This is a genomic window from Actinoplanes sp. NPDC051851, assembly GCF_040681165.1.
GTDB lineage: Bacteria > Actinomycetota > Actinomycetes > Mycobacteriales > Micromonosporaceae > Actinoplanes.
In genome coordinates this window covers 1-26,350 of the sequence record NZ_JBFAYF010000048.1, presented here as the reverse complement: position 1 = coordinate 26,350, position 26,350 = coordinate 1, and the positions used below count along the sequence as shown (strand labels likewise).

Sequence of the window (26,350 nt, the reverse complement as noted above, 5' to 3'; positions counted from 1 at the left end):
ATCGCTCCCGTACTCCGAACCGTTCTCCCGCCACGGCTCGGCGCCGGGTTCCGCTGGCTCGTCGCGTCCTCATGGTCCACCAACCTGGGTGACGGCATCTCCGCGGCGGCCGGTCCGCTGCTGATCGCCTCGCTCACCGACGACCCGTTCCAGATCTCGCTCGCCGCGCTGCTGGGCTGGGCGCCGCCGCTGGTCTGCGGCCTGTACGCCGGGGTGCTCTCGGACCGGCACGACCGCCGGCTGATCGTGCTGGCCGCCAACGTGGTCCGGATGGCCGTACTGGCGGTCCTGATCGGAGCACTCGGCACGGGGCACCTCTCGGTCACTCTGGTGCTGACCGGGCTCGGGCTGCTCGGGGTGGCCGAGGTGTTCGCCGACAACACCACCGGGACGCTGCTGCCGATGCTGGTGGCGCGGGACGACCTGGCGCTGGCGAACGGGCGGCTGCAGGCCGGGTTCATCACGCTCAACCAGCTCGCCGGGCCGCCGCTGGGCGCCGCGCTCTTCGCCGCCGGGCGGGTCTGGCCGCTGGTCGCCGAGGTGGTGCTGCTCGCCGCCGGCACGCTGCTGGTCTCCCGGGTGCGGCTGCCGGCGCACGGGCGGGAGCGCGGGTCCACCGGTCTCCTGCGGGAGGTGGTGGACGGCGTGCGCTGGACGATCCGTCATCCGGCCGTACGTACGCTGTGCCTGACGATCTTGATCTTCAATCTGGCCTTCGGTGCGGCCTGGTCGGTGCTGGTGCTCTACGCGAACGACCGGCTGGGGCTGGGCGCGGTCGGGTTCGGGCTGATCACCACGGTCCAGGCGGTCGGTGGCATGCTGGGCACCGGCGGGTACGGCTGGCTCACCGCCCGGGTCAGCCTCGGCAACCTGATGCGGATCGGACTCATCATCGAGACGCTCACGCACCTGGTGCTGGCCGTGACCACCTCGCCGTGGGTCGCGATGCCGACGTTCTTCCTCTTCGGCGCGCACGCGTTCGTCTGGGGCACCACCTCCACGACGGTCCGGCAGCGCGCCGTGCCGCAGCAGTTGCAGGGCCGGGTCAGTGCGGTCAACACCATCTGCGTGTACGGCGGACTGGTGGTCGGCTCGGCTCTCGGCGGAGTGCTGGCCTCGCACTACGGCGTCGCGGCGCCGTTCTGGGTCGCGTTCGGGCTCTCCGCGTTCTTCCTGATCCTGCTCTGGCCGCAGATGAAGCACATCGCGCACGACGACTGACCCACGCTATAGTCGCCGCATGCTCAGCAGCTTCAGCGTGCGACGCCGGCGTCCGACAGGCCGCCGCTGAACTCTGCTTTCCGCCGGCGGGTCGATCCCGCCGGTTGCTGATCAGTACCGGTCGACCCGCCTCTGCCTTCCTGTCGAGGGGACCGACCGATGAATCTCGAAGCACTCCTGTCCGACCGGCTCGCGCCCGCCCTCGCCGCGGTCGCGGGCACCGCCGTGGACCCGGCGATCCGGCCGTCGCCGCACGCCGACCTCCAGTCCGGGGCGCCGCTCGCCCTGGCCCGCACGCTGGGCCGGCCGCCCCGGGAGATCGCGGCCGAGGTCGCGGCGTCGGCCCGGCTCGACGGGATCGCCGCGATCGAGGTCTCCGGCCCGGGCTTCCTCAACCTCACGCTCACCGGCGAGCTGATCGACGGCGCGCTGCGGGCGGTCGCCGCGGACGACCGGCTCGGCGTCGCGGCGGCCACCCGGCCGGAGCGGATCGTCGTCGACTACTCCGGGCCGAACGTGGCCAAGGAGATGCACGTCGGGCACCTGCGGTCGACCATCATCGGCGACGCGCTGGCCCGGACCCTGGAGTGGCTGGGCCACGACGTGACCCGGGTGAACCACCTCGGCGACTGGGGTACGCCGTTCGGGATGCTGGTGGAGCACCTGATCGACCTCGGCGGCGCCGGTGACCACTCGATCGGGGATCTGACCGCTTTCTATCAGGCGGCGCGGCTCAAGTTCGACGGCGACGAGGACTTCCGGACCCGGGCGCGGCTGCGGGTGGTGGCGCTGCAGTCCGGCGACCCGCTCTCCCGGGAACTGTGGCGGACGCTGGTCGCCCGCTCCGAGACGTACTTCCTCGACGTCTACCGGCGGCTCGGCGTCACGCTCGGGCCGGGCGACTTCGCGGGGGAGAGCCGGTACCAGGACGACCTCGGCGCGGTGGTGGCCGAGCTGACCGCGCAGGGGCTGCTGGTGGAGAGCGACGGCGCACTCTGCGCCTTCCCGCACGGCTTCACCGGCCGGGACGGCGCCGCTCTGCCACTCATCGTGCGCAAGGCCGATGGCGGTTTCGGGTACGCCGCGACGGACCTGGCGGCGATCCGGTACCGGGTCCGGAAGCTCGGCGCGCAGCGGATGCTCTACGTCGTCGGCGCGCCGCAGCGGATCCACTTCCAGATGGTCTTCGCGGTCGCCCGGGCGGCCGGGTGGCTGCCGGCGGAGGTGCGCGCCGAGCACATCGGGTTCGGGTCGATCCTGGGTGCCGACGGGAAGATGCTGAAGACCCGGGCCGGCGACACGATCAAGCTGGCCGAGCTGCTCGACGAGGCGGTGAGCCGGACCTCGGACCCGGCGATCGGGATCGGCGCGGTCAAGTACGCCGACCTCTCCGGCGACCGGCGGGGCGACTACGTGTTCGACTGGGAACGGATGCTCGCGACCACCGGGAACACCGGACCCTACCTGCAGTACGCGTACGCGCGGACCGGCTCGCTGCGGCGCAAGGCCGGGACGGAGCCCGGGGCGGTGCACGTGACCGAGCCGGCGGAGCGGGCGCTGGCCCTGGCCCTGCTCGGGTTCGAACCGGCGGTGCGGGCCGCCGCCGAGCACGCCGAACCCCACCGGCTCGCGGTCCACCTGCACGAACTCGCCGCGGCCTTCTCGGTCTTCTACGAGCGGTGCCCGGTGCTGCGCTCCGAGGGGGACGTGCGGGCGAGCCGGCTCGGCCTGGCCGACCTGACCGCGCGGACGCTGCGTACCGGAATGTTTCTGTTGGGTATCGAGGCTCCGGATGAGATTTGATGAGATTTGATCGGCGCGCAATGTTCCGTTGATCGACCGATGCGCTTATCCACCGTTAGGGTGCGTCTCTTAGGCAACCCGGCTGCTGCGCCCACGAGGCGCGCGCCCTCATCTGATCCGAAAGGTTCGCGATGACCCTCCTCAACGGCGTATCGCGGCGTTCCGTCCTCGCCGCCTCGGCGGCGGCTGCCGCCGTCGCGCCGCTCGCTCTTCCCGGCGCGGCGCAGGCCGGCTCGAAGCACGGCGACACCAAGCACCACCCCGCTCCGGCCCCGACTCCCGAGACCTACAGCCTGACCGTCCTGGGTACGTCGGACCTGCACGGCAACGTCTACAACTGGGACTACTACAAGGACGCCGAGTACGACGACACCGCGCACAACGACGTCGGTGTCGCCAAGGCGGCCGCACTGATCAACAAGCTGCGTTCCGAGGCGACCGGCGCCACCCTGGTGCTGGACGCCGGCGACACCATTCAGGGCACCCCGCTGGCGACCTACTACGCCAAGCAGGAGCCGATCACCGAGACCGGCGAGAAGCACCCGATGGCCAAGGCCTTCAACGTGCTGCACTACGACGCCATCGTGCTCGGCAACCACGAGTTCAACTACGGCCTGCCGCTGCTGAACCTCTGGATCCGCCAGCTCAGCTTCCCGGCGCTGGCCGCGAACGCGGTCAGCGCCACGACCGGCAAGCCGGCCTTCACGCCGTACATCATCAAGAAGGTCTCTCTCGGCAAGCACGCGCCGACGCTGCGGGTCGGCATCCTGGGCCTCACCAACCCGGGCATCGCGATCTGGGACAAGGGCAACGTCGAGGGCAAGCTGACCTTCCCCGGCATGGTGGAGACCGCCGCCAAGTGGGTGCCGGTGATCCGGGCCCGCGGCGCGGACATCGTGATCGTCGTCGCGCACGGCGGCGACAGCGGCACCTCCAGCTACGGCGACGAGCTGCCGAACGAGAACCCGTCGGCGCTGATCGCGCAGCAGGTGCCCGGGATCGACGCGATCCTCTTCGGACACGCGCACGCCGAGGTCTCGCAGCGGCTGGTCGTCAACACCAGCACCGGCAAGGAGGTGCTGCTCTCCGAGCCGTCCAAGTGGGGCCAGCGGGTCACCAAGATGGACTTCACCCTGGTCCGGGAGAAGAACGCCTGGACGATCACGACCAAGGCGTCCGCCACCATCAACACCAACACGGTGGACGCGGACGAGAAGGTCCTGGCCGTGGTGAAGAGCCAGCACGCCAAGACGGTCACGTACGTGAACCAGATCGTCGCCACCTCGACCGAGGAGCTCTCCTCGGCCACCTCGCGGTACGAGGACACCCCGATCCTCGACTACATCAACAAGGTGCAGACCGACACCGTCGTGGCGGCGCTGGCGAGCACCTCGTACGCGAGCCTGCCGGTGCTCTCGATCGCGGCGCCGTTCAGCCGGACCGCGGTCTTCCCGCAGGGCGACGTCAAGATCAAGGACGTCGCGGGGCTCTACATCTACGACAACACCCTGGAGGCGGTCGTGCTGACCGGCGCCGAGGTGCGGGCGTACCTGGAGTACTCGGCGAAGTACTTCAAGACCTTCGCGGTGGGCACCACGGTGGACCCGGAGAACATCAACGAGACCACGGTGCCGGACTACAACTACGACACCCTCTCCGGCGTCGACTACGACATCGACATCAGCCAGCCGGTCGGCAGCCGGATCACCAGGCTGCAGATCGACGGCGCCGACGTGGCCGACGACGCGCAGTTCGTGGTCGCGGTCAACAACTACCGGCGCTCCGGCGGCGGCGCGTTCCCGGGCATCGTCAAGACCCAGGTCTACAACGAGCAGAAGGAGATCCGCCAGCTGCTCATCGACTGGGCGCAGGCGAAGGGCGCGATCGACCCGGCCGACTTCTTCACGAAGAACTGGCAGCTGGTTCAGGCCGGCACGCCCGTCACCTTCTGATCTTCTTTCTTGGGGGCGCCGGTCAGTCCGTCGTCTCCCAGTTGCCTCGGGTGTCCGCGTCGATCCGCATCGACGCGGTACGCCCGTCGCCCAGTTTGAACGAGCAGTCGTAGGTGCGGAGGCCGTCCGAACGGCGGTCTCCGTCCGCGATGCACCAGGCGCTCTTGACCGTGGTCCCGACCGCCTCCTCGACCCGGCCGTCGCTGAGCACCTTCGCCTCGACCGCCTCGGTCGCCGCGCTCTCCTTCTGCCGCTGATACGTCGGCAGCGCCACGTCGAAGACCAGCACCGACCAGAAGACCGCCCCGGCGACCAGCGTCGTCAGGAACGCGATCCAGTACGGTGCGCGGGCCCGTCCGTAGCTCCTCGCCCGCCGTGCCCGGCGCATCGCGGAGACCACCCCGATCGCGCTGAGGAAGAACGTCCACGCCACCACCGGCTGCCAGGAGGGCGCCTCGGGGCGGGCCGCGCCGTGCACCTCGCCGGGGAACCGGACCAGCAGCTGATTGTGGCGCACCGGCGGGGCCGGGGAGACCGGCTCCGCCGGCGGTGGCGTGCTGACCCACGGGGGCGTGACGGGGTACTGCGGTCCCGGCGTCTCGACTGTCGTCATTGCTGTCCTCCCCCTCGCTGCCGACCGTGTTCATCGGCAGCGGAGCGGGGCAGCTGAGAGGTTGCAGTTCCGGAGTTTTTCCGTCGCTCTCCGGCCGGCTCAGCCGTCGCTGACCGGAGGGTCGGTGCCGACCGGGGGAGTCGTCGTCGTCGGCTCCGTGGTGGTCGGCTCCTCGGTCGGCTCCGTGGTGGTCGGCTCCTCCGTCGGCTCCTCGGTGGTCGGCTCGGTGCTCGGGCTCGGCGACGGGCTGGCCGACGTCGGCGTGGCGCTCGGCGTCGGGGACTTGGTGCGCTTGGTGGGCTGCACCTCCTCCGTCGTCTCCTCGGTCGTCGGCGTGGCCTCGGTGGCGTCGGTGAACGGCTCCTCGGTGGTCTCCACCACCGTCGTGGTCGTGGTGGGGGTCTTGTTGGCGTCGCTGTCGTCGCTGCCGAGCGCCCAGGCCACGCCGAGACCGCCGGCGAGCAGGAAGAGCGCGAACACCGCGATCATCAGGCCACGCTGGGCACCCGCGCCACCGGAGGCCGCGGACGAGGGCCGTGCGGGCGGCAGCGGCGGCGGCGACGGGCTGAACCGGGGCCGGGGCACCACCTGGGTCGGGCCGGCCGGGGGCGGGCCCACCGCGGGGCTCACCGGAGCGACCATCTTCGTCCCGGTCAGCCGCTTCCAGTCGGCCGAGGCGCCGGCCGCGGCGTAGGCCGCCTCGGCGAACTCGGCGGCGGTCGCATACCGGTCGGCGGGCTGCTTGGCCATCGCCGTGGCGATCAGCTCGCGGACCGCGTCCGGCACGTGGTCGGGCAGCGGGTCGGGCTCGTCCTCCAGGTGCCGCAGGGCCACCTGGAGTGCGTTGTCGCCGTCGAACGGCGGACGGCCGGCGATGCAGTGGTAGGCCACCGCGCCCAGCGCGTACACATCCGTGCCGGGGGTGAGGTTGCCCTTGGCGACCTGCTCGGGCGCCATGTAGAGGGCGGTGCCGACGATCGCGTTCAGCCCGGTGAGACTGGTCACCGCGTTCGACCGGGCCACGCCGAAGTCGATCAGGATGACCGCGCCGGTCGGCTTCACGATCAGGTTGCCGGGCTTGATGTCCCGGTGCACGATCCCGTTCTCGTGGGCGGCGTGCAGCGCCTCGCCGGCCTGGGCCACGATCGACAGGGTCTCGTTGACCGGCATCGCGCCCTGCTTGACGCGGTTCGACAGCGGCTCGCCCTCGACGAAGGCCATCACCAGGTACGCCACCGTCTCGGCGCCGCCGGAGTCGCCCTCGCTGGCGTAGTCGTACACCTCGACGACGCCGGGGTGGCGGAACGCGGCCATCATCCGGGCCTCGCCGTAGAAGCGGGCGGCGAACTCCGGGTCGTCCAGCATCGCGGTGCGCAGCACCTTGACCGCGACGACCCGGCCGAGCACCACGTCGGTGCCGCGCCAGACGTCGCCCATGCCACCGGTGGCGATGCGCTCGTCCAACCGGTAGCGGTTGTCCAGGAGATGTCCCGCACCTAGCACCAGTGGACCCTTATTCCTATCGGGCGGCGAAATCCGGATGCCGCGTGACGAGCCGAATGCCGCTCAACTGTACAGAGCCGGGCCGATCAACGGGAGATCAGCGGCGGGACACGTCGGCCCGCCGCGGAGTCGGCGACGAGCTGGGCGAGGCGGCGTTCCCGGGTCTCCGGGCGCTTCGCGCTCACCACCCAGTGCACGGCCGCCCGGCGGTACCCCGCGGACTGGCCGTTGAACCACTCCCAGGCTGCGGGTTCGCCGCGGAGACGGGCCGTCTGGGCGGCGTCCAGCTCGGTCGGGGCGGCCTGCTCGTACGAGTAGACGCCGACACGGTCCGGGCGGCGCGCCGCGAAGGCCCGGAGCCCGGCCGGGAGCATCAGCCCGCGCTCGGTCAGCTCACCGACCTTGGCGATGTTGACCTCGCTCCACACGCTGCCTCTGCGGCGCGGCGTGAAGCGCACGTAGTAGCTCTTCTCGTCGATGCGCCTGCTGACGCTGTCGATCCAGCCGAAGCAGAGTGCCTGCTCGATCGCCTGGGGATGTGTGATGCCCGTCTCACCACTGCCCTTCTTCCAGTACGCGATCAGGGCCTCGGGCGCCGTCTCGTGGTTCTCCGTGAACCAGGCACGGAGCGCGGCGGGGTCACGGAAGAAGAGGGAGCCTTCAGCCCGTTTCAGGGCGGTGGGCGGGGCGGTTGGATGGGGCTCGGCCACTCAGGGAGTGTCTCAGCTCTCGCCGTAGGTGGGGGTGACCACGACGGTGGACTCGGCGAGCTCCAGCCGTTCGTTCTCGGCCTGGCGCTCCAGCGCGGCCCGTGCCGTGGTCGCGGCGGCCCAGCCGGCGGCCAGGCCGAGCAGGCCCGCTCCGGCGATCAGCGCCCACGGGCGGCCCGGACGGCGCCCGGCCAGCGCGTCGGCGGCCAGTTCGGCCCGCCTCCACGCCTCGTCCGCGGCCAGCTCGGCCCGCCTCCATGCCTCGTCCGCGGCGCCGGACGCGCGGTCCGCCAGAGGGCGGCTCCGCCTGCCGGTCGCGGTGACCGCGGCGGAGAGGTGCTCCCAGGCCTGGCTCGCCGTCCGTTCCGCCTGGTTCTTCCTCGTTGCGAACATCGTCGGTTACCTCCTGCGCTCGCCCCTCACGGGAGTCATCCCCCGCGCCGGGGGGCGGCAAACGTCGGTTGTGGACGTCATCACGGTTGCAAAACGATTTGACGTGGCGCAGTACTCTTGACCTCGCTCACACGGGCCACTCAGGTGGTCTTCAGGTTCGGGGCCTAACCTTTCGGGCAGTTTCACCGAACCTTCCGGGGGTAGTCCATGCCGCCCCGCAACACGGGGTGAGCAGGGTCTGACCCGCGTAACGAGGAACGACGCCCGGATGCCGGGCGGGTGGAGGGAAGAGGCGTGACGCTGTCGATAACGACGTCGACGCTGGCCGACGGAGCCGTCGAGGTCTCGCCGCGTGGCGAGATCGACGTCGAGAACGCGTATGAGATCCGTGAGGCGGTGGCGGCCCAGCTCAACGAGGGCACGCCGGCCCGGATCGAGCTCAACATGCAGCACGTGACCTTCATCGACTCGGTCGGCATCAGCGCCCTCGTGGCCGCCTTCCAGCTGGCCGGGGTCAGCGGGGTCAAGGTGATCGTGACCCGGCCCAGTCGCTTCGCGCACAAGCAGCTCTGGGTGACCGGGCTGCTCGGCCTCTTCGGCAACCCGCAACCCCACGAGGAAGCGGTCGTCACCAGCTGATCCGCTCCGCCGCCGCGCGCCCCCGTCCCGCAGGACGGGGGCGGAGCCGCGGCATCGCTGAGGCCGGTCCCAGCGCGCCGTTTCCAGCACGCGCCGGGTATGCCGGCGGCCCCGGCGCCCGCCGGGTATGCCGGTGCGTCGGCGCGCGCCGGGTATGCCGGCCCGTCGGCCGGTTCGGCGCGCCGGCGGGCGCGGGCCTAGATCGCGGGGGACTGGAAGCGCAGGTCGTCCACGTTGACCTGCACGTCCGGGTCCTCGGAGGGCGCCCGGATCGGGGTGACCACGGCGTAGTTGTCGGCGAGGGCGGCCAGATCGGTTCCCGGGTCCAGCTCCTCCTCTGCAGCCTGCACGGCGGTGCGGACGTAGCCGTCGCCAGCCTCGGCGATGCTCATCTGGACCTGGCCGAACCGGGCCAGCCCGGCCCGCCGCAGGCCGCGGATGCCGTCCACGTGCAGGTCCGGGACGTTCAGATTGAAGACCGTGCCGGGCGGGGTGTGCAGCAGCGAGGGCAGCAGCAGGACCGCCAGTTCGGCGCCGCTGGCCCAGTGGTGCTTCTCCTCGTCGGCCATGTGGATCGCGTCGATCGCGGCGCCGCCGCTGGCCGCGGTGGCCTGCGCCGGGGTGAGCACGTCCAGCGAGACCGCCAGCCCGCGCAGACCGGCGTGCGAGGCGGTCAGGGTGGCGCCCACGGTGCCCGAGTGGACCACCGCGGCGCCCGCGTTGGCGCCCCGGTTGATCCCGGAGACCACCAGGTCCGGCGGCGGGCCGAAGGCCTCCCGGAGCGCGAGCAGCACGATGTACGCCGGTGACGCGGCCACCCCGTACGCCGGGATGTGCTTCGCCCCGGCCAGCTCGCGCGGCTCCGAGACGATCCTGCCGTCCTGGACCACCGCGGTCATCGCCGCGCTGCTACCGCTCGACTCGCTGAGCGGGGCGGCCACCACGGTCTCGTACCCGGCATGGGCGACGGCCTTGGCCAGCCAGCGGATCCCCGGCGCCTCGATGCCGTCGTCGTTGGTGATGAGGATTCGCATCCTGCGGTGGTTGCCCGGAAACGCGGTCATGTCGCCTTCCTGATGGGGGTCAGCCGGACTCGTTCGGTGAGGACCCGCACGGCGTCGACGTGCCCGGTACCGAGGCCGTGCCGGGTGACGTTGAGGGCGCCCGCCGCGGCGCCGGTCCGGACGGCGTCGCTCAGCGTGCCGCCGTGTGCCAGGGTGGCCGCCACGCCCGCGGTCATCGAATCGCCGGCGCCGCGGTGCTCGGCCGGCGTCAGCCGGGGCAGCCCGACCGCGTAGATCTCGTCCTCGATCAGCGCCAGCGCGCCCTCGTCGGCCCGGGAGACCAGGGCCATCTCGGCGCCGTCGTCGTGCAGACGGATCAGGGCGGTGATCAGCTCCCGGGTGGAGCCGTCGGCGGCCAGCCCGTCCGCGATCAGCTCCTCGTGACTGATCTTGACCACCGAGAGCCCGGACTCCAGGACGGCGGCGAGATACCTGCCGCAGAGGTCGGCGATCACCCGGCAGCCGTTCGCCCGCAGATCGGCGGCGAGCCGCCCGTAGACGTCCGGCTTGATCACCGAGGGCTTGGCGGGGCCGCTCAGGATGGCGATGCCGGCCCGCAACCCCTCGGCCAGCGCCAGGTTGTAGAGCTCGTCGAGCTCGTGCCGGGAGAGCGGGGTGCCGGGCCGCTCGGCGATCTCCTCGCGCTTGCCGCTGCGGCGGTCGTGGACGTACCACCCGCTGCCGTGCTCGCGCATCACCATCCGCATGGTCACCCCGGGCAGCGCGTCCAGCAGCGGGGCGAGCACCCGGCCCACCTCGCCGCCGGCGGTCGTGCAGAGCGTCACGTGCGCGCCGAGCAGCGTGATCATCCGAGTCTGCCAGATGCCCTGGCCGCCGGGGTGAACGTGCAGCTCGGGCTCGTCGTGATGTTGCTCGATGGTCACCGTCAGCTGTGGGGCCGGCGCGAAGACCATGACACGGCCGTCACTCATGTTCGCATTGTCATCGCTGCGCGCACGCGGCGTGGCGGATCGCAGAAAGAACACGGGAGTCATTGCGCACCTCGGGACCCGGACGGCCCCCGGTCACCAGCCGGTCGGGGTGCAGTGCCCGGCCCCGGCGGGCTCGACCTGGAGCGTGGCGTGCTCGATGGCGAACTCGTCGTGCAGTGCCTCGCGGGCCGTCGAGAGCACCGCGCCGAGCTCGGCGCCGGGGTCCAGCTCCAGGTGCGCGGAGGCGACCTCCATGCCCGAGGTGAGCGTCCAGACGTGCAGCGCGTGCACGTCGGCGACGCCCGGCACGGCGACCAGCCGGTCGCGGACGGCGTCCACGTCCAGGTGCCCGGGCGCGGCCTGGACCAGGATCCGGACCGCGTCGCGGCCCAGCGCGACGGTGCGCGGCAGGATCATGAGGGCCACCGCGACGGCGACGATCGGGTCGGCGTACGCCCATCCGGTGAGCCAGATGATCGCCGCGGCCACGATCACCCCGGCCGAGCCGAACAGGTCGCCGAGCACCTCCACGTACGCCCCGCGCACGCCGATGCTCTCCTTGGCGCCGGAGTGCAGCAGCGCGAAGGCGCCGACGTTCGCCAGCAGTCCGCCGACCGCCACCGCGAGCATCCACCCGGCCGGCACGGCGGGCGGGTCGGTGAACCGGCGCGCCGCCTGGACCAGCACGAAGACGGCCACCAGGGTGAGCAGCGCGGCGTTGGCCAGCGCGGCGAGCACCTCGAGCCGGTACAGCCCGAAGGTGCGCCCGGAGCCGGACCCGGAGCCGGCCCGTCCGGCCGCGGTGATCGCCGCCAGGGTCATCGCGATGGCCAGCACGTCGGTGAACATGTGGCCGGCGTCGGAGAGCAGGGCCAGCGAACCGGTCAGCGCCGCGGCCACCGCCTCCAGCAGCATGGATCCGGTGAGCAGCGCCGCCGCCCACCACAGTGGTGCGCGATGCCGGGCTCCGGCGTGCAGGGCCCGTGTGCCGTGGTCGTGACCGGCTCCCATGTCGTCCACCTTCCGCCGTCCGGGGAGCCGCTGTCGCGATATGCGTACATCACTATGCGCGCAGACGGTTGTGCGGACGGCCTCCGCGGGTTGGAATCGGGAGCGACATGATCCGTTCCGTACGGGAAAGGAAGTTTCGTGCTTCGCCGTACCTTTGCGAACGTACTCTGTGCCGCCCTCGCGGTGACCGTAACCGCCCAGCCCGCCATGGCGTCGCAGACGCCCGTCCCGCTCAGCACAATCACCCTGCCGAGCGGTTTCCAGCCGGAGGGGATCGCCATCGGCGGCGGCCCCTACGCCTACTTCGGCTCCCGGGCCGACGGTGACCTCTACCGCGCCGACCTGCGTACCGGGGCGGGGGCGATCCTGGCCGAGGGGCCGGGCACGCCGTCGCTCGGCATGAAACTGGACTCCCGGGGCCGGCTCTTCGTGGCCGGTGGCACCGGGGGCGACGTCCGGATCCTGGACGCCGCGACCGGTGCCCTGCTCCGCTCCTACGACCTTCAGCCGGACACCGTCGCCGCGTTCATCAACGACGTGGTCCTGACCCGGGACGCCGCCTGGTTCACCGACTCCTACAACGCCGTGCTCTTCAAGCTCCCGCTCGGCCGGCACGGCGAGTTGCCCGGCGCCGCGGTGGCCCTGCCGCTCAGCGGCGATCTCGCCGTCACGTCCGGCGTGGTCAACGTCAACGGGATCGTCACCACGCCGGACGGCCGTGGGCTGATCGTGGTGCAGTCCAACACCGGCTCGCTGTTCCGGGTCGACCCGGCGTCCGGCGTGACCACCCGGATCGACCTCGGCGACGAGTCCGTGCCGTACGGCGACGGGCTCTGGCGGCGCGGCGCGGACCTCTACGTGGTGCAGAACCGGCTCAACGTGATCGCCGCGATCGAGCTGGACCGGGCGGGCACCACCGGCACGGTGATCTCCCGGACCACCGACGCCGGTTTCGACGTGCCCACCACGATCGCGGAGTACGGCGGGCGGTTCTACCTGCCGAACGCCCGCTTCACCACGACCGCGACGCCGGAGACCACCTACACCGCGGTGTCGGTGGCCATCCCGTAGGAGAGGCTCACGGGTGCCAGCCGGGGTTCGTGCCCACCGTGGTCAGGCGCTGGGTAGCGCGGGACAGCGCCACGTACAGGGTGCGGATCCCGGACCGGTCGACGGCGATCTCGCCCGGCTCGACCAGGACCACGGCGTCGTACTCCATGCCCTTGGCCTCCAGCGCGGTGACCACCTGGACCCGTTCCGGCAGCCCGGCCAGCCAGCCGGCCATCTCGTCCCGCCGGACCACCGGGGTGATCACGCCGATCGTGCCGTCCACCTCGGCCAGCTGCTTCTCCGCGAGCTCACGGACGGTCTCCGGCAGCGCGGCGGCACCGGTCACCACGTCGACCGGGTCGACGCCGGTGCTGCGGACCGCCGACGGCAGCGGCAGGTCCGGCATGATCGCCCGGATCACCCCGGCGGCCACCGCGAAGATCTCCGACGAGTTCCGGTAGTTGGTGGTCAGCGCGTAGCTGTTGCGCTTGCGTGAGCCCAGCGCCCGCTCCCGGGCCCGGTCCAGCTCCTCCGGGTCACCGGACCAGGCGGTCTGCGCCGGGTCGCCGACGATGGTCCAGGAGGCGTACGAGCCCCGCCGGCCGATCATCCGCCACTGCATCGGCGAGACGTCCTGCGACTCGTCGACCACCACGTGCGCGTAGTCCCGGTAGTCCTCCTCGCGCTGGACCTGCTGGGCACGTGCGGCGGCCTGACGGTCCGCGTGCGTGGTGACCTCCTGAATCCCGTCGCGTACGTGGAAGGGATTCCTGGTCTTCTTCTGTGCCTTCCGCGGACGGCCCATCATCTCGTCGAGCTCGTCCAGCAGGGCCACGTCGGAGATGGTCGGCCCGTGCTCGGCGAGCCCGTCGAACGAGCCCTGCAGGGTGGCGATCTCGTCCCGGGAGAGGACCCCGTTCGCGTACGCCCGGAGCCGTCGCGGGTCGGCCAGCCAGCGCAGCACCCGCATCGGGGTGAACCGCGGCCACCACGCCTTGAGGAAATCCCGGAAGTCGTTGCGGTCGGCGAGCTCCGCCTCGAACTCGCGCTTCTCCGGCAGCCCGGAGACCCGGTGCTCGCGGGCCTGGGCCCAGAGCGCGTCGAAGACCCGGTCGAAGCCCTGCCCGCGGATCTCGTTGCGCCGGGCACCGCGCTGCAGCACCTTGCGGCGGATCTGGTCCAGGTCCTGAGCGCCGAGGCGGAGCAGCGTGCCGCGGTAGAGCAGGCGCAGCTCGGTGGGACCGTCCGGCACCGCGTCGTGCGAGGCGCGCTCCAGGACCCGGCGCATCCGCAGCGAACCCTTGATCGCGGCGACCTCGCCGGAGTCGACCCGGGTGACGTCGTACCCCGGAACGAGGGAGCCGAGCGAGCGCAGCGTCGCGGTCTCCTCGCCGAGCGAGGGCAGCACGGTCGCGATGTACTCGACGAAGACCCCGGAGGGGCCGACCACCAGGATGCCGCCGCCGGCGAACCGGCTGCGGTCGGAGTAGAGGAGGTACGCCGCCCGGTGCAGGGCCACCGCGGTCTTGCCGGTGCCCGGGCCGCCGGTGACGATCGTCACCCCACCGGCGGGGGAGCGGATCGCCTCGTCCTGCTCCCGCTGGATGGTGGCGACGATGTCGCGCATCCCGCGGCCGGTCGCCTTGGCCAGGCTGGCCAGCAGCGCGCCGTCGCCGACCACCCGCATCCCCTCGGGCGCGGCCTCCGGGTCGAGCAGGTCGTCCTCGATGCCGGTGACCTTCTCCCGGCTGGACTGGATCATCCGGCGGCGGATCACGCCCAGTGGCTCGGCCGGGGTGGCCTGGTAGAACGCGGCGGCGGCCGGCGCGCGCCAGTCGACGACCAGCGGCTTGGAGGCGTCGTCGCGGATGCCCATCCGGCCGACGTAGTGGGTGGCCCCGGTCAGCAGGTCGAGGCGGCCGAAGACCAGGCCCTCGTGCTCGGTGTCCAGGGCGTGCCGGCGGCGTGCCGCGTGGAAGACCATCGCGTCCCGCTCGACCAGGGCGCCGAAGGTGCCCACGCCGGCCAGCTGGTAGCCCTCTTTCTCGGCCCGGGAGGCGTCCCGGCGCAGCTCCGTGAGACGGCTGTAGACCCGGTCCACATGCTGCTGCTCGACCGCGATCTCCTGTTGAAGGACGGTGGCGTCGCTCAAGTCCGTTGCTCTCCCTTTCGTGCGCACCACCAAACGCGCTCGCGCGAAGGGGGCAATCGAACCTACTCCTCGCCCACACTTCGCGTCGAAGCGCCCCGGCGTTCAGGGCATCCCTCAAACCTTGCACAACGAGGGGATCAGGCGGCGCGTTCGCCGGATATCGGGACGGCGGCGTGGCGCGCGGCGCGGTGGGCGTTGCGGGCGGCGCGGTGGACGATCGTGGTGAGCGCCGCCGCGACCGCCTCCGGGCGCTCCAGGGGGAGCATGTGGCCGGCGCCGGGGAGGACGGTGAGCTCGGTGCCGGGCAGGGCGGCGGCGATCGACTCGGCGCAGGGCACCGGGGTGAGCCGGTCCCGGTCGCCGACCAGCACCGCGGCCGGGACGCCGCCGAGCCGGGCCAGGGTCTCCAGCCGCTGCTGGGCGCCGATCGAGGCGCGGAAACCGCCGATCGAGCGGAGCGAGGCACGGCCGACGCTGCGTACGGTCAGTCCCAGGGCCGCCTCCGCGCACTCGTCGCCGAAGAGCAGCCAGCGCAGCGCCGGGCGCAGGACGGGCAGGACGGCCCGGTGCGGGTGCCAGGCGCCGGAGCGGGCGAGTACCCCGGCGCCGAGGGTCTCGCCGGCGCGCAGGACGCCGGTCAGCCCCGCGGGGAGGCCGTACCGGGTGTGGGTGTGGCCCTCGGCGGTGGTGGCGACCAGGAACAGCCCGGACACCCGGTCGGCGAACTCGTCCGGGTGACGGTGGGCGTACTCCATGATCGTCATGCCGCCCATCGAGTGCCCGGCGAGCACCACCGGGCCGGTCGGCGCCAGCTGCCGCAGCACCTCGGCCAGGTCGTCGCCGAGGTGCTCCAGGGTGGCGGCGCGGCGCCGGGTCGAGCCGGAGCGGCCGTGCCCGCGGGCGTCGTACGCGATCACCCGGGGCCGCCGTCGTCCCAGTTCGCGGAGGGCGGCCACCTGGGGCCGCCAGGTACGCCGATCCAGGCACCAGCCGTGCAGCAGCACCACGGTGGCCGGGGCCCGCGACGGGCCGGACACCTCGGCGTGCAGCCGTACGCCATCGGCAAGCGTGATCTCGTGACGCTCGGGCATGGGCACCTCCGCCTTTCGCAGTACCCACGGGTAACCAGCATCACTCTGGATCTCCGCCGGGCGCCAGTATCCGCTCGGTCGGGTGAACCTGGCCGAAAGTGACCGTGAGCTGTCTCGCAATCACTTCTCCTGCGCGCGCCGATCGTGAGAATCAACGACATGACAGCCATTCGCGCTGCCCAGGCCATGGCACACGGCACCGCCCTGGGTGAGCTCATCACGGGCAACAAGCGTTTCGTCTACGGCAACCCCCGCTACGGGCACAACGTCACCCAGGCGGCCGCCACCGCGGGCGGTCAGCAGCCGCACTCGGTGGTGCTCGGCTGCATCGACTCCCGGGTACCCCTGGAGGCGATCTTCGACCAGGCGTTCGGTTCGATCTGCGTGGCCCGGTCCGGCGCGCACGTGCTGGACCGGTCGATCCTCGGCTCGGTCGAGTTCGCGGTCTCCGCGCTCGGCGTCTCCCTGGTCCTGGTGGTGGGGCACAAGCGCTGCGGCGCGGTCTCCGCCACGGTCGCCGCCACCCGGTCCGGCGAGCAGCCCACGGGCGACGTCGGGTACCTGGTGGCGGAGCTGGCACCGGCGACCGAGGGTCTCGACCTGAACGACCCGGCGGCGGCGGACAAGGCGGTCCGCGCGCATGTGCTGCGTACGGTGGCCCGGCTCCGGAGGGCGGACGGCCTCGCGCCGGCCATCGCGGCGGACCAGATCAACGTGGTCGGCGCGATCTACGACCTGGACACCGGCTGGGTGGAGTTCCTCGACCCGGAGGACTGAGCCCCACGCGGGTCCGTCCGCGGTTCGGCTCGGCGCGGGTCCGTCCGCGGTTCGGCCCCGTGCGGGTCCGCTCGCGGTTCGGCTCCGTGCGGGTCCGGTTGCGGCTCGATGATCATCAGGTGATGCGAAAAGGCACCTACCGGCCGAAGCCGGGAGGTGCCTTTCTCGTCAGGTGGGCGAGGTTGCTCAGCCCTCGAAGACGCCCGCGTCCACGAGCCGCTTCTCGGTGTCGGCCCAGCCGTGCTCCGGGTTGCTGGTGTGCAGCGCGGTCAGCTCGGCGCGGATCTTGGCACCGTGGCCGGCACCGGTCAGCACGCGGATCTCCTCGACGAACGCGTCGGACTTGGTGCTGAGGTGCGCGGTCTTGCCGTTGGTCAGGTTCCGCACGTATGCGAAGCGACCGTTGGCGAGCGGGATGAGGTACTTGTACTCACCGAGCACGCTGAGGGCGCCACCGGTGCCCTGGCCGGCGCGGACTGATGCGCGGGCGGTCTTTGAGGTGTTGCCTGCCACGGCGGTACTCCTTGGAGGAAAAGCTTGAGCAGAGAAAAGGCCGTAGTAACTCTACACGATGAGCCGCGGACCGTGCCGTCGGAGCAGGTAAAGGCGTTGCACTGGGTATGCCACTACGGCCGCTCCCATAGTCGATGTTGCCGATTCTCTGGCGCACCATCCGTACCAACCGGCATCATGGGACACGATCAACCGCGGTCGAGGTCGTAGGGGAAGACGCACCTCGGTCTCCGGGAGGTCACCGTGCCAACGTGTGGCGTCGTATACGTCCACTCGACCCCACTCGCCGTGTGCCAGCATGTCGAGTGGGCGATCGCGCGCGTCCTGACCGCGCCGGTCAATCTGCAATGGACCGTGCAGCCGGTCGACCCCGGCATGCGCCGCGCCGAGTGCAGTTGGACCGGCCGTTCGGGTACTGGCGCCGAGCTCGCTGCTGCCCTGAGGCAGTGGCCCATGATCCGTTTTGAGGTGACCGAGGAACCAAGTGCGGGGCTCGACGGCGAGCGCTTCATGCACGTCCCCGGCCGGGGACTGTTCCACGGCACGATGGGCGCCTCGGGCGACATCCAGATCGGCGAGGACCGGCTGCGTGCCATCATGGCGTCCGCCCGGGCTCCCGAGGCGCTCGCGCACGCCCTGGAACGCGCCCTCGGCACGGCCTGGGACGCCGAGTTGGAGCCGTACCGCTACGCGGGCGACGGCGCCCCGGTCACGCTCCTCACCCGCGTCGGCTGACGACCCGTCCCCCCCCCGCGGCGGGTGACGGGCCTCACCCGGATGGGCCTCGGCGGGCCGCTGACCGGCGGTTCGGCGGGCCGCCGACCGGCGGTGAGGCCGGGGGAGGGGCCGGGCCGCACGGAGCTGCCGGGGGAACCGAGGGGGATCGAGTGGCATTGCTCCCCGGTGAGCTGATTCGATGGCGGATGTGAGAAAGCTGCCAAGCGTCGCATTTGCCGTGCCCATGCTGCTGCTCGCCGGTGCGTGCGGGAACAATGCTCCGGCCCCGGAATCGTCCGGAGCCGGGATACCGGCGTCGGCCGCGGCGCCGCCCTCCTCCGCCGTGCCCTCGGTGACCTCCGGCGATCCGGCGGCACAGGCCGCCGCGACGGTGGCCCGGCTCAGCGACGAGGACCTCGCGGGACAGGTGCTGATGCCGTACGCGTACGGCTCCGCCGCCACCGAGGTGGACGCCGCCGCCGCGGCCGGGAACAAGAACCTGGCCGGCGTGACCACCCCGGCCGAGATGATCGCCAAGTACCGGCTGGGCGGCCTGATCCTGGTCTCCTTCACCGCGCAGGACCCGACCGGCAAGACCAACCCCACGTCGAACGTGGAGGATCCGGCGCAGGTCCGCGTCCTCACCGACGGACTGCAGGCGGCCGCGCTGAAGCTGCCCGCCGCGGCGCCCCTGATGATCGGCACCGATCAGGAGTACGGCGTGGTCACCCGGATCACCGACGGCGTGACCATGCTGCCCTCGGCGACCGGCTCCGGCGCGGCCGGGCAGCCCACGCTGACCGAGGCGGCCTGGAAGGCGGCCGGCAGCGAGCTGGCCGCGATGGGCGTCACCGTCGACTTCGCACCGGTCGCCGACACCATCGCGAACACCGGCGGCTCGGTGATCGGGTCCCGCTCGTTCGGCACCGACGCGAAGGCGAACGCCGAGCAGGTCGCCGCCGCGGTTCGGGGCCTGCAGAGCGCCGGCGTCGCGGCCGCCCTCAAGCACTTCCCGGGGCACGGCCACACCGGCGGGGACAGCCACGAGACGCTCCCGGTGATCAAGCAGAGCAAGGCCCAGTGGGAGAGCCAGGACCTGCCGCCGTTCCAGTCCGGCGTGGACGCCGGGGCCGGCGTGGTGATGTCCGGGCACCTCGACCTGCAGGCGATCGACAAGGGCACCGCGGCCACCTTCTCGCACAAGGTGATGACCGACGTGCTCCGCGGCCGGCTGAAGTTCACCGGGGTGGCGATCACCGACGCGATGAACATGGAGCCGGCGAAGAAGTGGCCGGCGGGGGAGGCCGCGGTCCGGGCGCTGAACGCCGGCAACGACATGCTGCTGATGCCGCCGGACATCGGCGCCGCCCGGGACGGCATCCTGGCCGGGCTGAAGAGCGGCAGCCTGAAGCGGGAGCGCCTGGTCGAGGCGGTCACCCGGATCCTGACGCTGAAGTACCGGACCGCGGCGACCGCCCAGCCGGACCTCACCGTGGTCGGCTCGGCCGAGCACGAGCAGGCGGTCGCGGCGCTGGACGCGGCGTCGATCACCGTGCTCCGCGGCAAGTGCTCCGGCGCGCTGGTCAGCGGAGCGGTCACGGTCACCGCGCCGTCGTCGCGCGGGGTGGCCCGGGCCGCCCTGGTCAAGGCGCTGCAGGACGCCGGGGTGACGGTGCAGGCCTCCGGCGGGCAGATCGTGCACCTGGTCGGGTACGGCGACAAGCCGGTGGACCTGGATCAGACCGCCGCGGTCACGGTGATGATGGACCTGCCGGGGCTGCTGGCGTACGCGTCATCGCCCACGCTGATCGCGACCTACTCGTCGAGCAGGCTCTCGCTGACCGCGCTCGCCGCGGTGCTGGCCGGGAAGGCGACCGCGCCGGGTAAGTCCCCGGTGGCGGTCTCCGGCCTGCCGAGGAGCGCCTGCGTGAAGTAGGAGCCAGAAAGACCGGAAAGAAGGGCCCGGGGGGACCGGGCCTTTCTTCCAGGTTGGTGACGGCGATCTTAAGGCCGGGGGCGTCCAGCGCGAGGACGCCCCCGGCCCGCCGGGCCTTACCCGAGTCAGACCCGGCCGCCGGTACGCGTACCGGAAGTCGCTGTCGGGTCTTCCCGTTCGTCAGACGGTCGTGAAGATCAGACGGTCGTGAAGACCAGCGCCACGTTGTGGCCGCCGAAGCCGAACGAGTTGTTGATCGCCGCCGGGATCTCCAGCGGACGGGCCTTGTGCGCGGCCACGTCCAGATCCAGGCGGTCGTCCGGGTCGTCGAGGTTGATGGTGGGGGGAACGACGCCGTCCCGGATGGCCAGGATGGTGGCGATCGACTCCAGCGCACCGGCCGCGCCGAGCAGGTGACCGGTCATCGACTTCGTCGAGGTGATCACCGGGTGGGTGCCGATGGCGGCCCGGATGCCCTTGATCTCGCCCATGTCGCCGACCGGGGTCGAGGTCGCGTGGGCGTTCACGTGCTTGATGTCGGCGCCGGTCAGTGCGGCGTCGCGGAGGGCCATCTCCATCGCCCGGATACCGCCCTTGCACTCCGGGTCGGGCTGGACGATGTCGTAGCCGTCCGAGGTGATGCCGGCACCGGCGAGCCGGGCGTAGATGGTGGCGCCACGAGCGATCGCGTGGTCGGCCCGCTCCAGGACCAGGGCACCGGAGCCCTCGCCCAGCACGAAGCCGTCGCGGCCCTTGTCCCAGGGGCGGGAGGCCCGCTCCGGGTCGTCGTTCCGCGTCGACATGGCCCGCATCGAGGCGAAACCGGCGATCGGCAGCGGGTGGATCACGGCCTCGGTGCTCCCGGCCACCACCACGTCGGCACGGCCGGCGCGGATCAGGTCGAGACCGAGGGCCACCGCCTCGGCGCCGGTGGCACAGGCGCTGGCCATGGCGCGCACGCCCGCCTTGGCGCCCAGCTCCAGGCCGACGTACGCGGCCGGGCCGTTCGGCATGAGCATCGGCACCGTGTGCGGGCTGACCCGCCGCGGGCCGGACTGCTCCAGGATGTCGTCCTGGTCGAGCAGGGTGATCGCGCCACCGATGCCGCTGCCGAAGCTGACCGCGAGACGCTCCGGGTCGAGCCCGGAACCCTCCAGCCCGGAGTCCGACCAGGCCTGCTTGGCGGCGATGATGGCCATCGCCTCGCTGCGGTCCAGGCGGCGCATCCGGACCCGTTCGATGATCTCGCCCGGGTCGACGGCCACCCGCGCGGCGATGCGTACGGGAAGCTGCCCGGCCCACTCCGCGGTGAGCGAACCCACCCCGGAGCGGCCGTTGAGCATGGCGTCCCAGGTGGACGCGACGTCCCCGCCCAACGGGGTCGTCGCGCCGAGCCCGGTGACGACGACGTCTACGGTGCTCATGTCAGTGGTTCGCCTCGATGTAGTTCACGGCGTCGCCGACGGTCTTGAGGTTCTGGACCTCGTTGTCCGGGATCTTGACGCCGAACTTCTCCTCGGCGGCCACCACGACCTCGACCATCGACAGCGAGTCGACGTCCAGGTCGTCGGTGAAGGACTTGTCCTCGGCGACGTCGTCGGGGTTCACACCGGCGACCTCCTCCAGGATCTCGCCGAGGCCGGAAGTGATCTCTGCGCGGGTTGCCATTGCTGGTTGTTTCCTCTCGGGTGGTGTTTCGCGGCGGGAAGGGTTCCCGCTCACGGGCAGCGGACGACCTGACCTGCGTAGGTGAGGCCGCCGCCGAAGCCGAAGAGCAGCACGGGGGCCCCGGAGGGCACCTCGCGGCGCTCGATGAGCTTGGAGAGCGCCAGCGGGACGCTGGCCGCGGAGGTGTTGCCGGACTCCACGAGGTCCTTGGCGACGATCGCGTCGGGGCTCAGGCCGAGCCGCTTGACGATGCCGTCGATGATCCGGGTGTTCGCCTGGTGCGGGATGAACGCCGCCAGCTCGGACGGCTCGACGCCGGCCCGCTTGCAGGCCTCGGCGGCGAACGGGGCGAGCGCGGTGGTCGCCCAGCGGAAGACCGACTGGCCGTCCTGCTTGATGTACGGCTGCCAGCCCTCGATCCGCAGCACGTCGCCCTTGTCCGGGGCCGAGCCCCAGAGCACCGGGCCGACGCCGGCCTGCTCGCCGTCCGGCACCGCGCTGAGCACCGCGGCGCCCGCGCCGTCGCCGAAGAGCACCGCGGTGGTGCGGTCCGACCAGTCGGTGACGTCGGAGAGCTTCTCCGCGCCGATGACCAGGGCGTTGCGGGTGGCGCCGGCCTTGATCGCGTGGTCCGCGCTGGCCATTGCGTAGGAGAAGCCGGAGCAGGCGGTGTTCAGGTCGTACGCCGCGGGGGCGACGATGCCGAGCTTGTTCGCCACCCGGGTGGCCACGTTCGGGCACCGGTCCATCGAGGAGCAGGTCGCCACGACCACCAGGTCGATGTCGGCGGCGGTGAGCCCGGAGGCGGCGAGGGCCTTCTCGGCGGCGAAGACGCCCATGTCGGCGACCGTCTCGCCGTCGGCGATGCGGCGCTCCGCGATGCCGACCCGGCTCCGGATCCACTCGTCGTTGGTGTCCAGGATCTTGGTGAGGTCTTCGTTGGTGACGACACGCGAGGGCTGGTAGTGGCCCATCGCGAGGATGCGGGAACCCGCGGTCATCGTGCTCCTCCTTCGGGCGCGGCGGGCGCGGTTGCGCTCACGGTCAATGGTGCGCCGTGCCGCGCGATCAGGTCGCGTGCCGCGGGCAGGTCGTCCGGGGTGTTCAGGGTGACGATCTCGGGTGCGCCCTCGCCCTTGAGCTCGCGCTTCACCAGACCGGCGAGGGTGCCGGCCGGCGGCAGCTCGATGATCGCGGTGACGCCGCGCTCGCGCAGGGCCGCCATGCACAGGTCCCAGCGGACCGGCGCGGTGACCTGGCTGACCAGGCGCCGCAGCATCTCGGCGCCGTCGCCGACGGCGGTGCCGTCGAGGTTCGAGAGCAGGGTACGGGCCGGGTCGTGCACGGTGACGCCACCGGCGAGTGCACCGAGTGCGGTCTCCGCCGGCGCCATGTACGGCGTGTGGAACGCGCCGGCCACGGCGAGCGCGATGACCCGGGCCTTGGCCGGCGGTGCGGCGGCGAACTCGGCCAGCGCGGTCAGCGAGCCGGCCGCGACGACCTGGCCGGCGCCGTTGCGGTTGGCCGGGTACAGCCCGTGCTTCTCGATGGTCGCGACGACCTCGTCCGGGTCGCCGCCGAGGACGGCGCTCATCCCGGTCGGCTCCAGGGCGCAGGCGGCGGCCATCTCCCGGCCGCGCACCCCGGCGAGGGCGATCGCGGCCTCGGCGGGCAGCACCCCGGCGAGCGCCGCGGCGCCGAGCTCGCCCACGCTGTGCCCGGCGACCAGCCCGACGTTCGCCATCGGCAGGTGCCCGGCGGCGAGCATGGCCGCGGCGACCAGCAGCGGCTGGGTCCGGGCGGTGTCCTTGATCTCCTCGGCGCCGGCTTCGGTGCCGAGGTGGATCAGATCGACGCCGGCGAGCGCGGACCACCATCGGAGGCGGTCCGCGGCACCGGGAAGTTGAAGCCAGGGGGCCAGGAAGCCGGGCTTCTGCGAGCCCTGGCCTGGCGAGAGTACGGCGAGCACGTCCCGAACTCTTCCCGATGCGACGGCGCTCTGCGGTTGCCGACCGCGACCAAACCCTACGACAAGTTTTGGAAGAAACCTACAAAAGCCGGGTTGGTTTGTGCGGTTTCATACCCTTTCTGAAGTCTGGTCGTTGGTGACTACCCCGCCGGATCGAGGCGGCCGATGCTCATCGCCATGCGGAGCGTGAAGGCGTCCCGGCCGTCCAGTGGGGAGAGGCCGGTGACCTCGGCGACCCGGCGCAGGCGGTACCGGACGGTGTTCGGGTGGACGAAGAGCTCGCGGGCCGCGCTCTCCAGGACCCCGCCCGCGGCGAAGAACGCGTCCAGCGTCTCCATCAGGCCGCTGCCGGCCCGGGTCAGCGCCGCGAAGACGTCGTTGCGGAGCTGGCGGCGGGCGTCCATGTCGCCGGCGAGGGCGCGCTCCGGCAGCAGGTCGTCGGCGGAGACCGGGGAGGGCGCGCCGGGCCAGGCGGGCGCCGCGCGGAAACCGGCCAGCGCGGCGCGCGCCGACTCGGTGGCCTGGTCCAGTGAGGGGACCGCCGGTCCGACCACGATCGGGCCGTCGCCGAAGCTCGCGGCGAGCGCCGCCGCGGTGGCGACCGGTGCGCCCGCCCCGCCGACCACGGCGACCAGCCGGTCACCGTGTACCCCGGCGATCACCTCGAGCCGGGCCCGGCGGGCCGCGCGGTAGACCGCGTGCAGTACCGCGGAGAGGTCGCCGCCGGGGGAGCGGCCCACCACCACCGCGACCGGCGGGGTGTCCACCCAGCCCAGTGCGGCGGCCCGGCTGGCCAGCACGTCCGAGGAGTCGCCGCGGAGCAGCGCGTCGACCAGCAGGGCCTGCAGCCGGGCGTCCCAGGCACCGCGGGACTCGGCGGCTCGCGCGTACACCCTTGCGGCGGAGAAGGCGATCTCGCGGGAGAAGCGCAGGATGGCGGCGAGCAGCAGGCCGGACTCGCCCTCCGCGGCGAAGCCGATCACCTCGGCCTCGGCCACGTCGATGGTCACCTTGATCAGCTGTACGGTCTGGGTCAGCGTGATCACGCGGGCGAGAGCACGTGGCGCGGCGGCGAAGACCTCGTCGGAGATCTCCTGGGTGTCGGCCGCCACGGTGCCGCCCGAGCGCAGCCACTCGACCAGCGAGCGGACGCCGGCCTGTGCGACGAGCATCACCCAGGACCGCTGGTCGGCGGGGAGCGCGCGGAACCAGGGCAGCGTCTCGTCCATCCGGGCCACCGCCGAACTGGCCAGTGCGCCGGCGTGCCGCTCGATCCGGCGTAACGTCGCAGGCTGCAGCGGATTCGCCGGAGCGTCGGGTCGGGTTTCGGTCACGGGCCTCTCCACCACCGGCCCAGCGTGTCACGCTGCGTCGGCACGAGGCGAACCCGGTCTGATTTACCCCGTTTAGCGACATTTAATCCGGTGTAGCGGTGCGCCTCTCCCGCAATTTCGGTCGGTGACCTGGCATCGTGTCCCACTGGCCCCGGGTTTCCGTGGCTGCGTGAGTCCACCGGCAGGGTCAACCCCGGCCGTGGCATGCCGATGAAGAGACGGTGCCGACGGTGCCGAACAAAGCTGCGACAACCGAACCCGCGGATCGAGGTGGCGAGATTATGGACCGGGACGACGCGTCGACGCGTACCGAGATCGACCCCGCCCTCGACGAGGTCCCATCGGTGGTGCCCGAGGAGGAATCGGTCATCGGGCCGGTGCCGGGCCGGGTGGGCTGCCGATCGGACCTGCGCGGCTGGGCCGGCGCCCACCTGCACGGCGCCGTCCGGCCCCGCCGTCGCGCGGCGGGCCGCGGGCGGCCACCGGGCCGCTGGTGCTGAGCTGACGCTCGACCCGGGGTGGACACTCACCTGGTCGAGTGAGAGACACCGGCGTGGCGGCGCGCTTCGCTCACCCGCGTGTGCCGCACTGGTCAGGTTTACGGCGTGGACGACAAGAGACGGCTGATCCTCGACCAGGCGCTCGCCCTCGTCGACGAGCGCGGCCTGGCCGCCATGTCGATGCGCGCGGTCGCGGAGCGGGTCGGGCTGACCTCGATGGCGCTCTACCCCTACGTCGGCGGCAAGGACGCGCTGCTCGACGGGCTCGTCGACCTGCTGCACCTGGAGCTCGGTGCGGTCGCGGCCGCCGAGGAGGACGGTGGGGCCGGCGTCGCGGAGATCGACTGGCGGGACCGGCTCCGCGCGCTGGGCCGGGCGGTCCGGGGGCTGGCGCACGCCCACCCCAGCGCGTTCCCGCTGCTGCTGAACCGGTCCGCGGCCGCCGCCTCCGCCTCCTGGCTGACCGCCTCGCTGCGCGGCATCCTGCACGACGCGGGCGTGCCGGACGGGGGCGTACCGCGGCTGGCCCGGATGATCTGCGGGTTCCTGCTCGGGTACACCACCGGGGAGGTCACCGGCGGGCTCCCACTGGTGCCGGCCCCGCACCCGGACGACGACACCCCGGCGGTCCCGGTCGACCCGGTGGACCGGGCCGCGGAGTTCGACGCCGACCTCGCCGACCTGATCGCGATGGTCGAGCACGCGGCCACGATCGACTCCCGGTCGTAGCGCGGCCCGCCGTTTTGGCTGGTGCTCAGGGGTGTCCGACGCGGAGCGAGACACCCCTGAGCACCAGCCACCA

25 protein-coding genes are annotated in these 26,350 nt (G+C 72.3%); 10 read left to right on the top strand and 15 right to left on the bottom strand.

The window, feature by feature from the left end; all coding sequences use genetic code 11:
• The 3 genes from AB0M08_RS34660 to AB0M08_RS34650 all read left to right on the top strand — a co-directional run bounded on the left by AB0M08_RS34660 (position 1) and on the right by AB0M08_RS34650 (position 4,976).
• Positions 1 to 1,221 (top strand): MFS transporter, encoded by a 1,221-nt coding sequence (locus tag AB0M08_RS34660; RefSeq protein WP_364502929.1) that lies wholly within the window; start codon positions 1 to 3, stop codon positions 1,219 to 1,221.
• A gap of 159 nt (positions 1,222 to 1,380) precedes the next feature.
• Positions 1,381 to 3,024 (top strand): arginine--tRNA ligase, encoded by a 1,644-nt coding sequence (gene argS, locus AB0M08_RS34655; protein ID WP_364502767.1) that lies wholly within the window; start codon positions 1,381 to 1,383, stop codon positions 3,022 to 3,024.
• Between the two features lie 131 nt (positions 3,025 to 3,155).
• The gene (locus tag AB0M08_RS34650; RefSeq protein ID WP_364502764.1) at positions 3,156 to 4,976 is read left to right on the top strand and encodes a 5'-nucleotidase C-terminal domain-containing protein; all 1,821 of its coding nucleotides are present in this window, start codon (positions 3,156 to 3,158) and stop codon (positions 4,974 to 4,976) included.
• Between the two features lie 22 nt (positions 4,977 to 4,998).
• On the opposite strand, the gene AB0M08_RS34645 is transcribed toward AB0M08_RS34650, so the two are convergent.
• The 4 genes from AB0M08_RS34645 to AB0M08_RS34630 form a co-directional block, all read right to left on the bottom strand.
• The gene (locus AB0M08_RS34645; RefSeq protein ID WP_364502761.1) at positions 4,999 to 5,589 is read right to left on the bottom strand and encodes a hypothetical protein; all 591 of its coding nucleotides are present in this window, start codon (positions 5,587 to 5,589) and stop codon (positions 4,999 to 5,001) included.
• A gap of 99 nt (positions 5,590 to 5,688) precedes the next feature.
• The gene (locus tag AB0M08_RS34640; RefSeq protein WP_364502758.1) at positions 5,689 to 7,092 is read right to left on the bottom strand and encodes a serine/threonine-protein kinase; all 1,404 of its coding nucleotides are present in this window, start codon (positions 7,090 to 7,092) and stop codon (positions 5,689 to 5,691) included.
• Positions 7,093 to 7,178: 86 nt separating this feature from the next.
• Positions 7,179 to 7,802, bottom strand: coding sequence for a YdeI/OmpD-associated family protein (locus tag AB0M08_RS34635; RefSeq protein ID WP_364502755.1), 624 nt, complete (start codon positions 7,800 to 7,802; stop codon positions 7,179 to 7,181).
• A 12-nt stretch (positions 7,803 to 7,814) separates the two neighbouring features.
• Complete coding sequence (locus AB0M08_RS34630) at positions 7,815 to 8,195, bottom strand: hypothetical protein (protein ID WP_364502752.1); 381 nt, start codon at positions 8,193 to 8,195, stop codon at positions 7,815 to 7,817.
• 294 nt (positions 8,196 to 8,489) lie between these two features.
• On the opposite strand from AB0M08_RS34630, the gene AB0M08_RS34625 reads away from it, so the two are divergent.
• On the top strand, positions 8,490 to 8,834 hold the full coding sequence (locus tag AB0M08_RS34625; RefSeq protein ID WP_364502749.1) for an STAS domain-containing protein: 345 nt from the start codon (positions 8,490 to 8,492) through the stop codon (positions 8,832 to 8,834).
• Positions 8,835 to 9,031: 197 nt separating this feature from the next.
• Here AB0M08_RS34625 and AB0M08_RS34620 read toward each other — a convergent pair whose 3' ends face one another.
• From AB0M08_RS34620 to AB0M08_RS34610, 3 genes are all read right to left on the bottom strand, one after another.
• Entirely contained in the window at positions 9,032 to 9,898 is an 867-nt protein-coding gene (locus tag AB0M08_RS34620) for a 5'/3'-nucleotidase SurE (protein ID WP_364502746.1), read from the bottom strand.
• Complete coding sequence (locus tag AB0M08_RS34615) at positions 9,895 to 10,830, bottom strand: PfkB family carbohydrate kinase (protein ID WP_364502743.1); 936 nt, start codon at positions 10,828 to 10,830, stop codon at positions 9,895 to 9,897. The genes AB0M08_RS34620 and AB0M08_RS34615 overlap by 4 nt, the downstream gene beginning before the upstream one ends.
• Before the next feature lie 93 nt (positions 10,831 to 10,923).
• On the bottom strand, positions 10,924 to 11,841 hold the full coding sequence (locus tag AB0M08_RS34610; RefSeq protein WP_364502740.1) for a cation diffusion facilitator family transporter: 918 nt from the start codon (positions 11,839 to 11,841) through the stop codon (positions 10,924 to 10,926).
• A 183-nt stretch (positions 11,842 to 12,024) separates the two neighbouring features.
• Here AB0M08_RS34610 and AB0M08_RS34605 point away from each other — a divergent pair, with 183 nt between their 5' ends.
• On the top strand, positions 12,025 to 12,912 hold the full coding sequence (locus AB0M08_RS34605) for a superoxide dismutase (RefSeq protein ID WP_364502737.1): 888 nt from the start codon (positions 12,025 to 12,027) through the stop codon (positions 12,910 to 12,912).
• A gap of 7 nt (positions 12,913 to 12,919) precedes the next feature.
• On the opposite strand, the gene AB0M08_RS34600 is transcribed toward AB0M08_RS34605, so the two are convergent.
• Positions 12,920 to 15,043: an AAA family ATPase gene (locus AB0M08_RS34600; RefSeq protein ID WP_364502734.1), complete on the bottom strand. Its 2,124-nt coding sequence runs from the start codon at positions 15,041 to 15,043 to the stop codon at positions 12,920 to 12,922.
• A 137-nt stretch (positions 15,044 to 15,180) separates the two neighbouring features.
• Positions 15,181 to 16,134, bottom strand: a complete 954-nt coding sequence (locus AB0M08_RS34595) for an alpha/beta hydrolase (protein ID WP_364502731.1) — start codon at positions 16,132 to 16,134, stop codon at positions 15,181 to 15,183.
• 159 nt (positions 16,135 to 16,293) lie between these two features.
• On the opposite strand from AB0M08_RS34595, the gene AB0M08_RS34590 reads away from it, so the two are divergent.
• Positions 16,294 to 16,911 (top strand): carbonic anhydrase, encoded by a 618-nt coding sequence (locus AB0M08_RS34590; protein WP_364502728.1) that lies wholly within the window; start codon positions 16,294 to 16,296, stop codon positions 16,909 to 16,911.
• Positions 16,912 to 17,097: 186 nt separating this feature from the next.
• Here the strand turns inward: AB0M08_RS34590 and AB0M08_RS34585 are convergent, their stop codons facing one another.
• On the bottom strand, positions 17,098 to 17,424 hold the full coding sequence (locus AB0M08_RS34585) for a hypothetical protein (protein WP_364502725.1): 327 nt from the start codon (positions 17,422 to 17,424) through the stop codon (positions 17,098 to 17,100).
• Between the two features lie 243 nt (positions 17,425 to 17,667).
• Here AB0M08_RS34585 and AB0M08_RS34580 point away from each other — a divergent pair, with 243 nt between their 5' ends.
• Positions 17,668 to 18,159 (top strand): DUF3145 domain-containing protein, encoded by a 492-nt coding sequence (locus tag AB0M08_RS34580; RefSeq protein WP_364502722.1) that lies wholly within the window; start codon positions 17,668 to 17,670, stop codon positions 18,157 to 18,159.
• A gap of 226 nt (positions 18,160 to 18,385) precedes the next feature.
• Positions 18,386 to 20,077: a glycoside hydrolase family 3 N-terminal domain-containing protein gene (locus AB0M08_RS34575; protein WP_364502926.1), complete on the top strand. Its 1,692-nt coding sequence runs from the start codon at positions 18,386 to 18,388 to the stop codon at positions 20,075 to 20,077.
• Positions 20,078 to 20,274: 197 nt separating this feature from the next.
• On the opposite strand, the gene fabF is transcribed toward AB0M08_RS34575, so the two are convergent.
• The 5 genes from fabF to AB0M08_RS34550 form a co-directional block, all read right to left on the bottom strand.
• Positions 20,275 to 21,501, bottom strand: coding sequence for a beta-ketoacyl-ACP synthase II (fabF, locus tag AB0M08_RS34570; RefSeq protein ID WP_364502719.1), 1,227 nt, complete (start codon positions 21,499 to 21,501; stop codon positions 20,275 to 20,277).
• A gap of 1 nt (position 21,502) precedes the next feature.
• Positions 21,503 to 21,745: an acyl carrier protein gene (locus tag AB0M08_RS34565; RefSeq protein WP_364502716.1), complete on the bottom strand. Its 243-nt coding sequence runs from the start codon at positions 21,743 to 21,745 to the stop codon at positions 21,503 to 21,505.
• Between the two features lie 50 nt (positions 21,746 to 21,795).
• On the bottom strand, positions 21,796 to 22,746 hold the full coding sequence (locus tag AB0M08_RS34560) for a beta-ketoacyl-ACP synthase III (RefSeq protein ID WP_364502713.1): 951 nt from the start codon (positions 22,744 to 22,746) through the stop codon (positions 21,796 to 21,798).
• Positions 22,743 to 23,714: an ACP S-malonyltransferase gene (locus tag AB0M08_RS34555; RefSeq protein ID WP_364502710.1), complete on the bottom strand. Its 972-nt coding sequence runs from the start codon at positions 23,712 to 23,714 to the stop codon at positions 22,743 to 22,745. Before AB0M08_RS34555 ends, AB0M08_RS34560 begins: the two co-directional genes overlap by 4 nt.
• Positions 23,715 to 23,854: 140 nt before the next feature.
• Positions 23,855 to 24,943, bottom strand: a complete 1,089-nt coding sequence (locus AB0M08_RS34550) for a helix-turn-helix domain-containing protein (RefSeq protein WP_364502923.1) — start codon at positions 24,941 to 24,943, stop codon at positions 23,855 to 23,857.
• Between the two features lie 386 nt (positions 24,944 to 25,329).
• Between AB0M08_RS34550 and AB0M08_RS34545 the strand changes: the two genes are divergently transcribed.
• Positions 25,330 to 25,548 (top strand): hypothetical protein, encoded by a 219-nt coding sequence (locus AB0M08_RS34545; protein WP_364502707.1) that lies wholly within the window; start codon positions 25,330 to 25,332, stop codon positions 25,546 to 25,548.
• Between the two features lie 105 nt (positions 25,549 to 25,653).
• On the top strand, positions 25,654 to 26,277 hold the full coding sequence (locus AB0M08_RS34540; RefSeq protein ID WP_364502704.1) for a TetR/AcrR family transcriptional regulator: 624 nt from the start codon (positions 25,654 to 25,656) through the stop codon (positions 26,275 to 26,277).
• Positions 26,278 to 26,350 lie beyond the last annotated feature (73 nt).

Coding starts and splice junctions, on each gene's coding strand:
- AB0M08_RS34545 (WP_364502707.1), top strand. CDS start 25,330: ATGGACCGGGACGACGCGTCGACGCGTACCGAGATCGACCCCGCCCTC.
- AB0M08_RS34590 (WP_364502728.1), top strand. CDS start 16,294: ATGACAGCCATTCGCGCTGCCCAGGCCATGGCACACGGCACCGCCCTG.
- AB0M08_RS34630 (WP_364502752.1), bottom strand. CDS start 8,195: ATGTTCGCAACGAGGAAGAACCAGGCGGAACGGACGGCGAGCCAGGCC.
- AB0M08_RS34595 (WP_364502731.1), bottom strand. CDS start 16,134: ATGCCCGAGCGTCACGAGATCACGCTTGCCGATGGCGTACGGCTGCAC.
- AB0M08_RS34560 (WP_364502713.1), bottom strand. CDS start 22,746: ATGACCGCGGGTTCCCGCATCCTCGCGATGGGCCACTACCAGCCCTCG.
- AB0M08_RS34575 (WP_364502926.1), top strand. CDS start 18,386: ATGCTGCTGCTCGCCGGTGCGTGCGGGAACAATGCTCCGGCCCCGGAA.
- AB0M08_RS34615 (WP_364502743.1), bottom strand. CDS start 10,830: ATGAGTGACGGCCGTGTCATGGTCTTCGCGCCGGCCCCACAGCTGACG.
- argS (WP_364502767.1), top strand. CDS start 1,381: ATGAATCTCGAAGCACTCCTGTCCGACCGGCTCGCGCCCGCCCTCGCC.
- AB0M08_RS34550 (WP_364502923.1), bottom strand. CDS start 24,943: ATGGACGAGACGCTGCCCTGGTTCCGCGCGCTCCCCGCCGACCAGCGG.
- AB0M08_RS34610 (WP_364502740.1), bottom strand. CDS start 11,841: ATGGGAGCCGGTCACGACCACGGCACACGGGCCCTGCACGCCGGAGCC.
- AB0M08_RS34565 (WP_364502716.1), bottom strand. CDS start 21,745: ATGGCAACCCGCGCAGAGATCACTTCCGGCCTCGGCGAGATCCTGGAG.
- AB0M08_RS34645 (WP_364502761.1), bottom strand. CDS start 5,589: ATGACGACAGTCGAGACGCCGGGACCGCAGTACCCCGTCACGCCCCCG.
- AB0M08_RS34620 (WP_364502746.1), bottom strand. CDS start 9,898: ATGACCGCGTTTCCGGGCAACCACCGCAGGATGCGAATCCTCATCACC.
- AB0M08_RS34650 (WP_364502764.1), top strand. CDS start 3,156: ATGACCCTCCTCAACGGCGTATCGCGGCGTTCCGTCCTCGCCGCCTCG.
- fabF (WP_364502719.1), bottom strand. CDS start 21,501: ATGAGCACCGTAGACGTCGTCGTCACCGGGCTCGGCGCGACGACCCCG.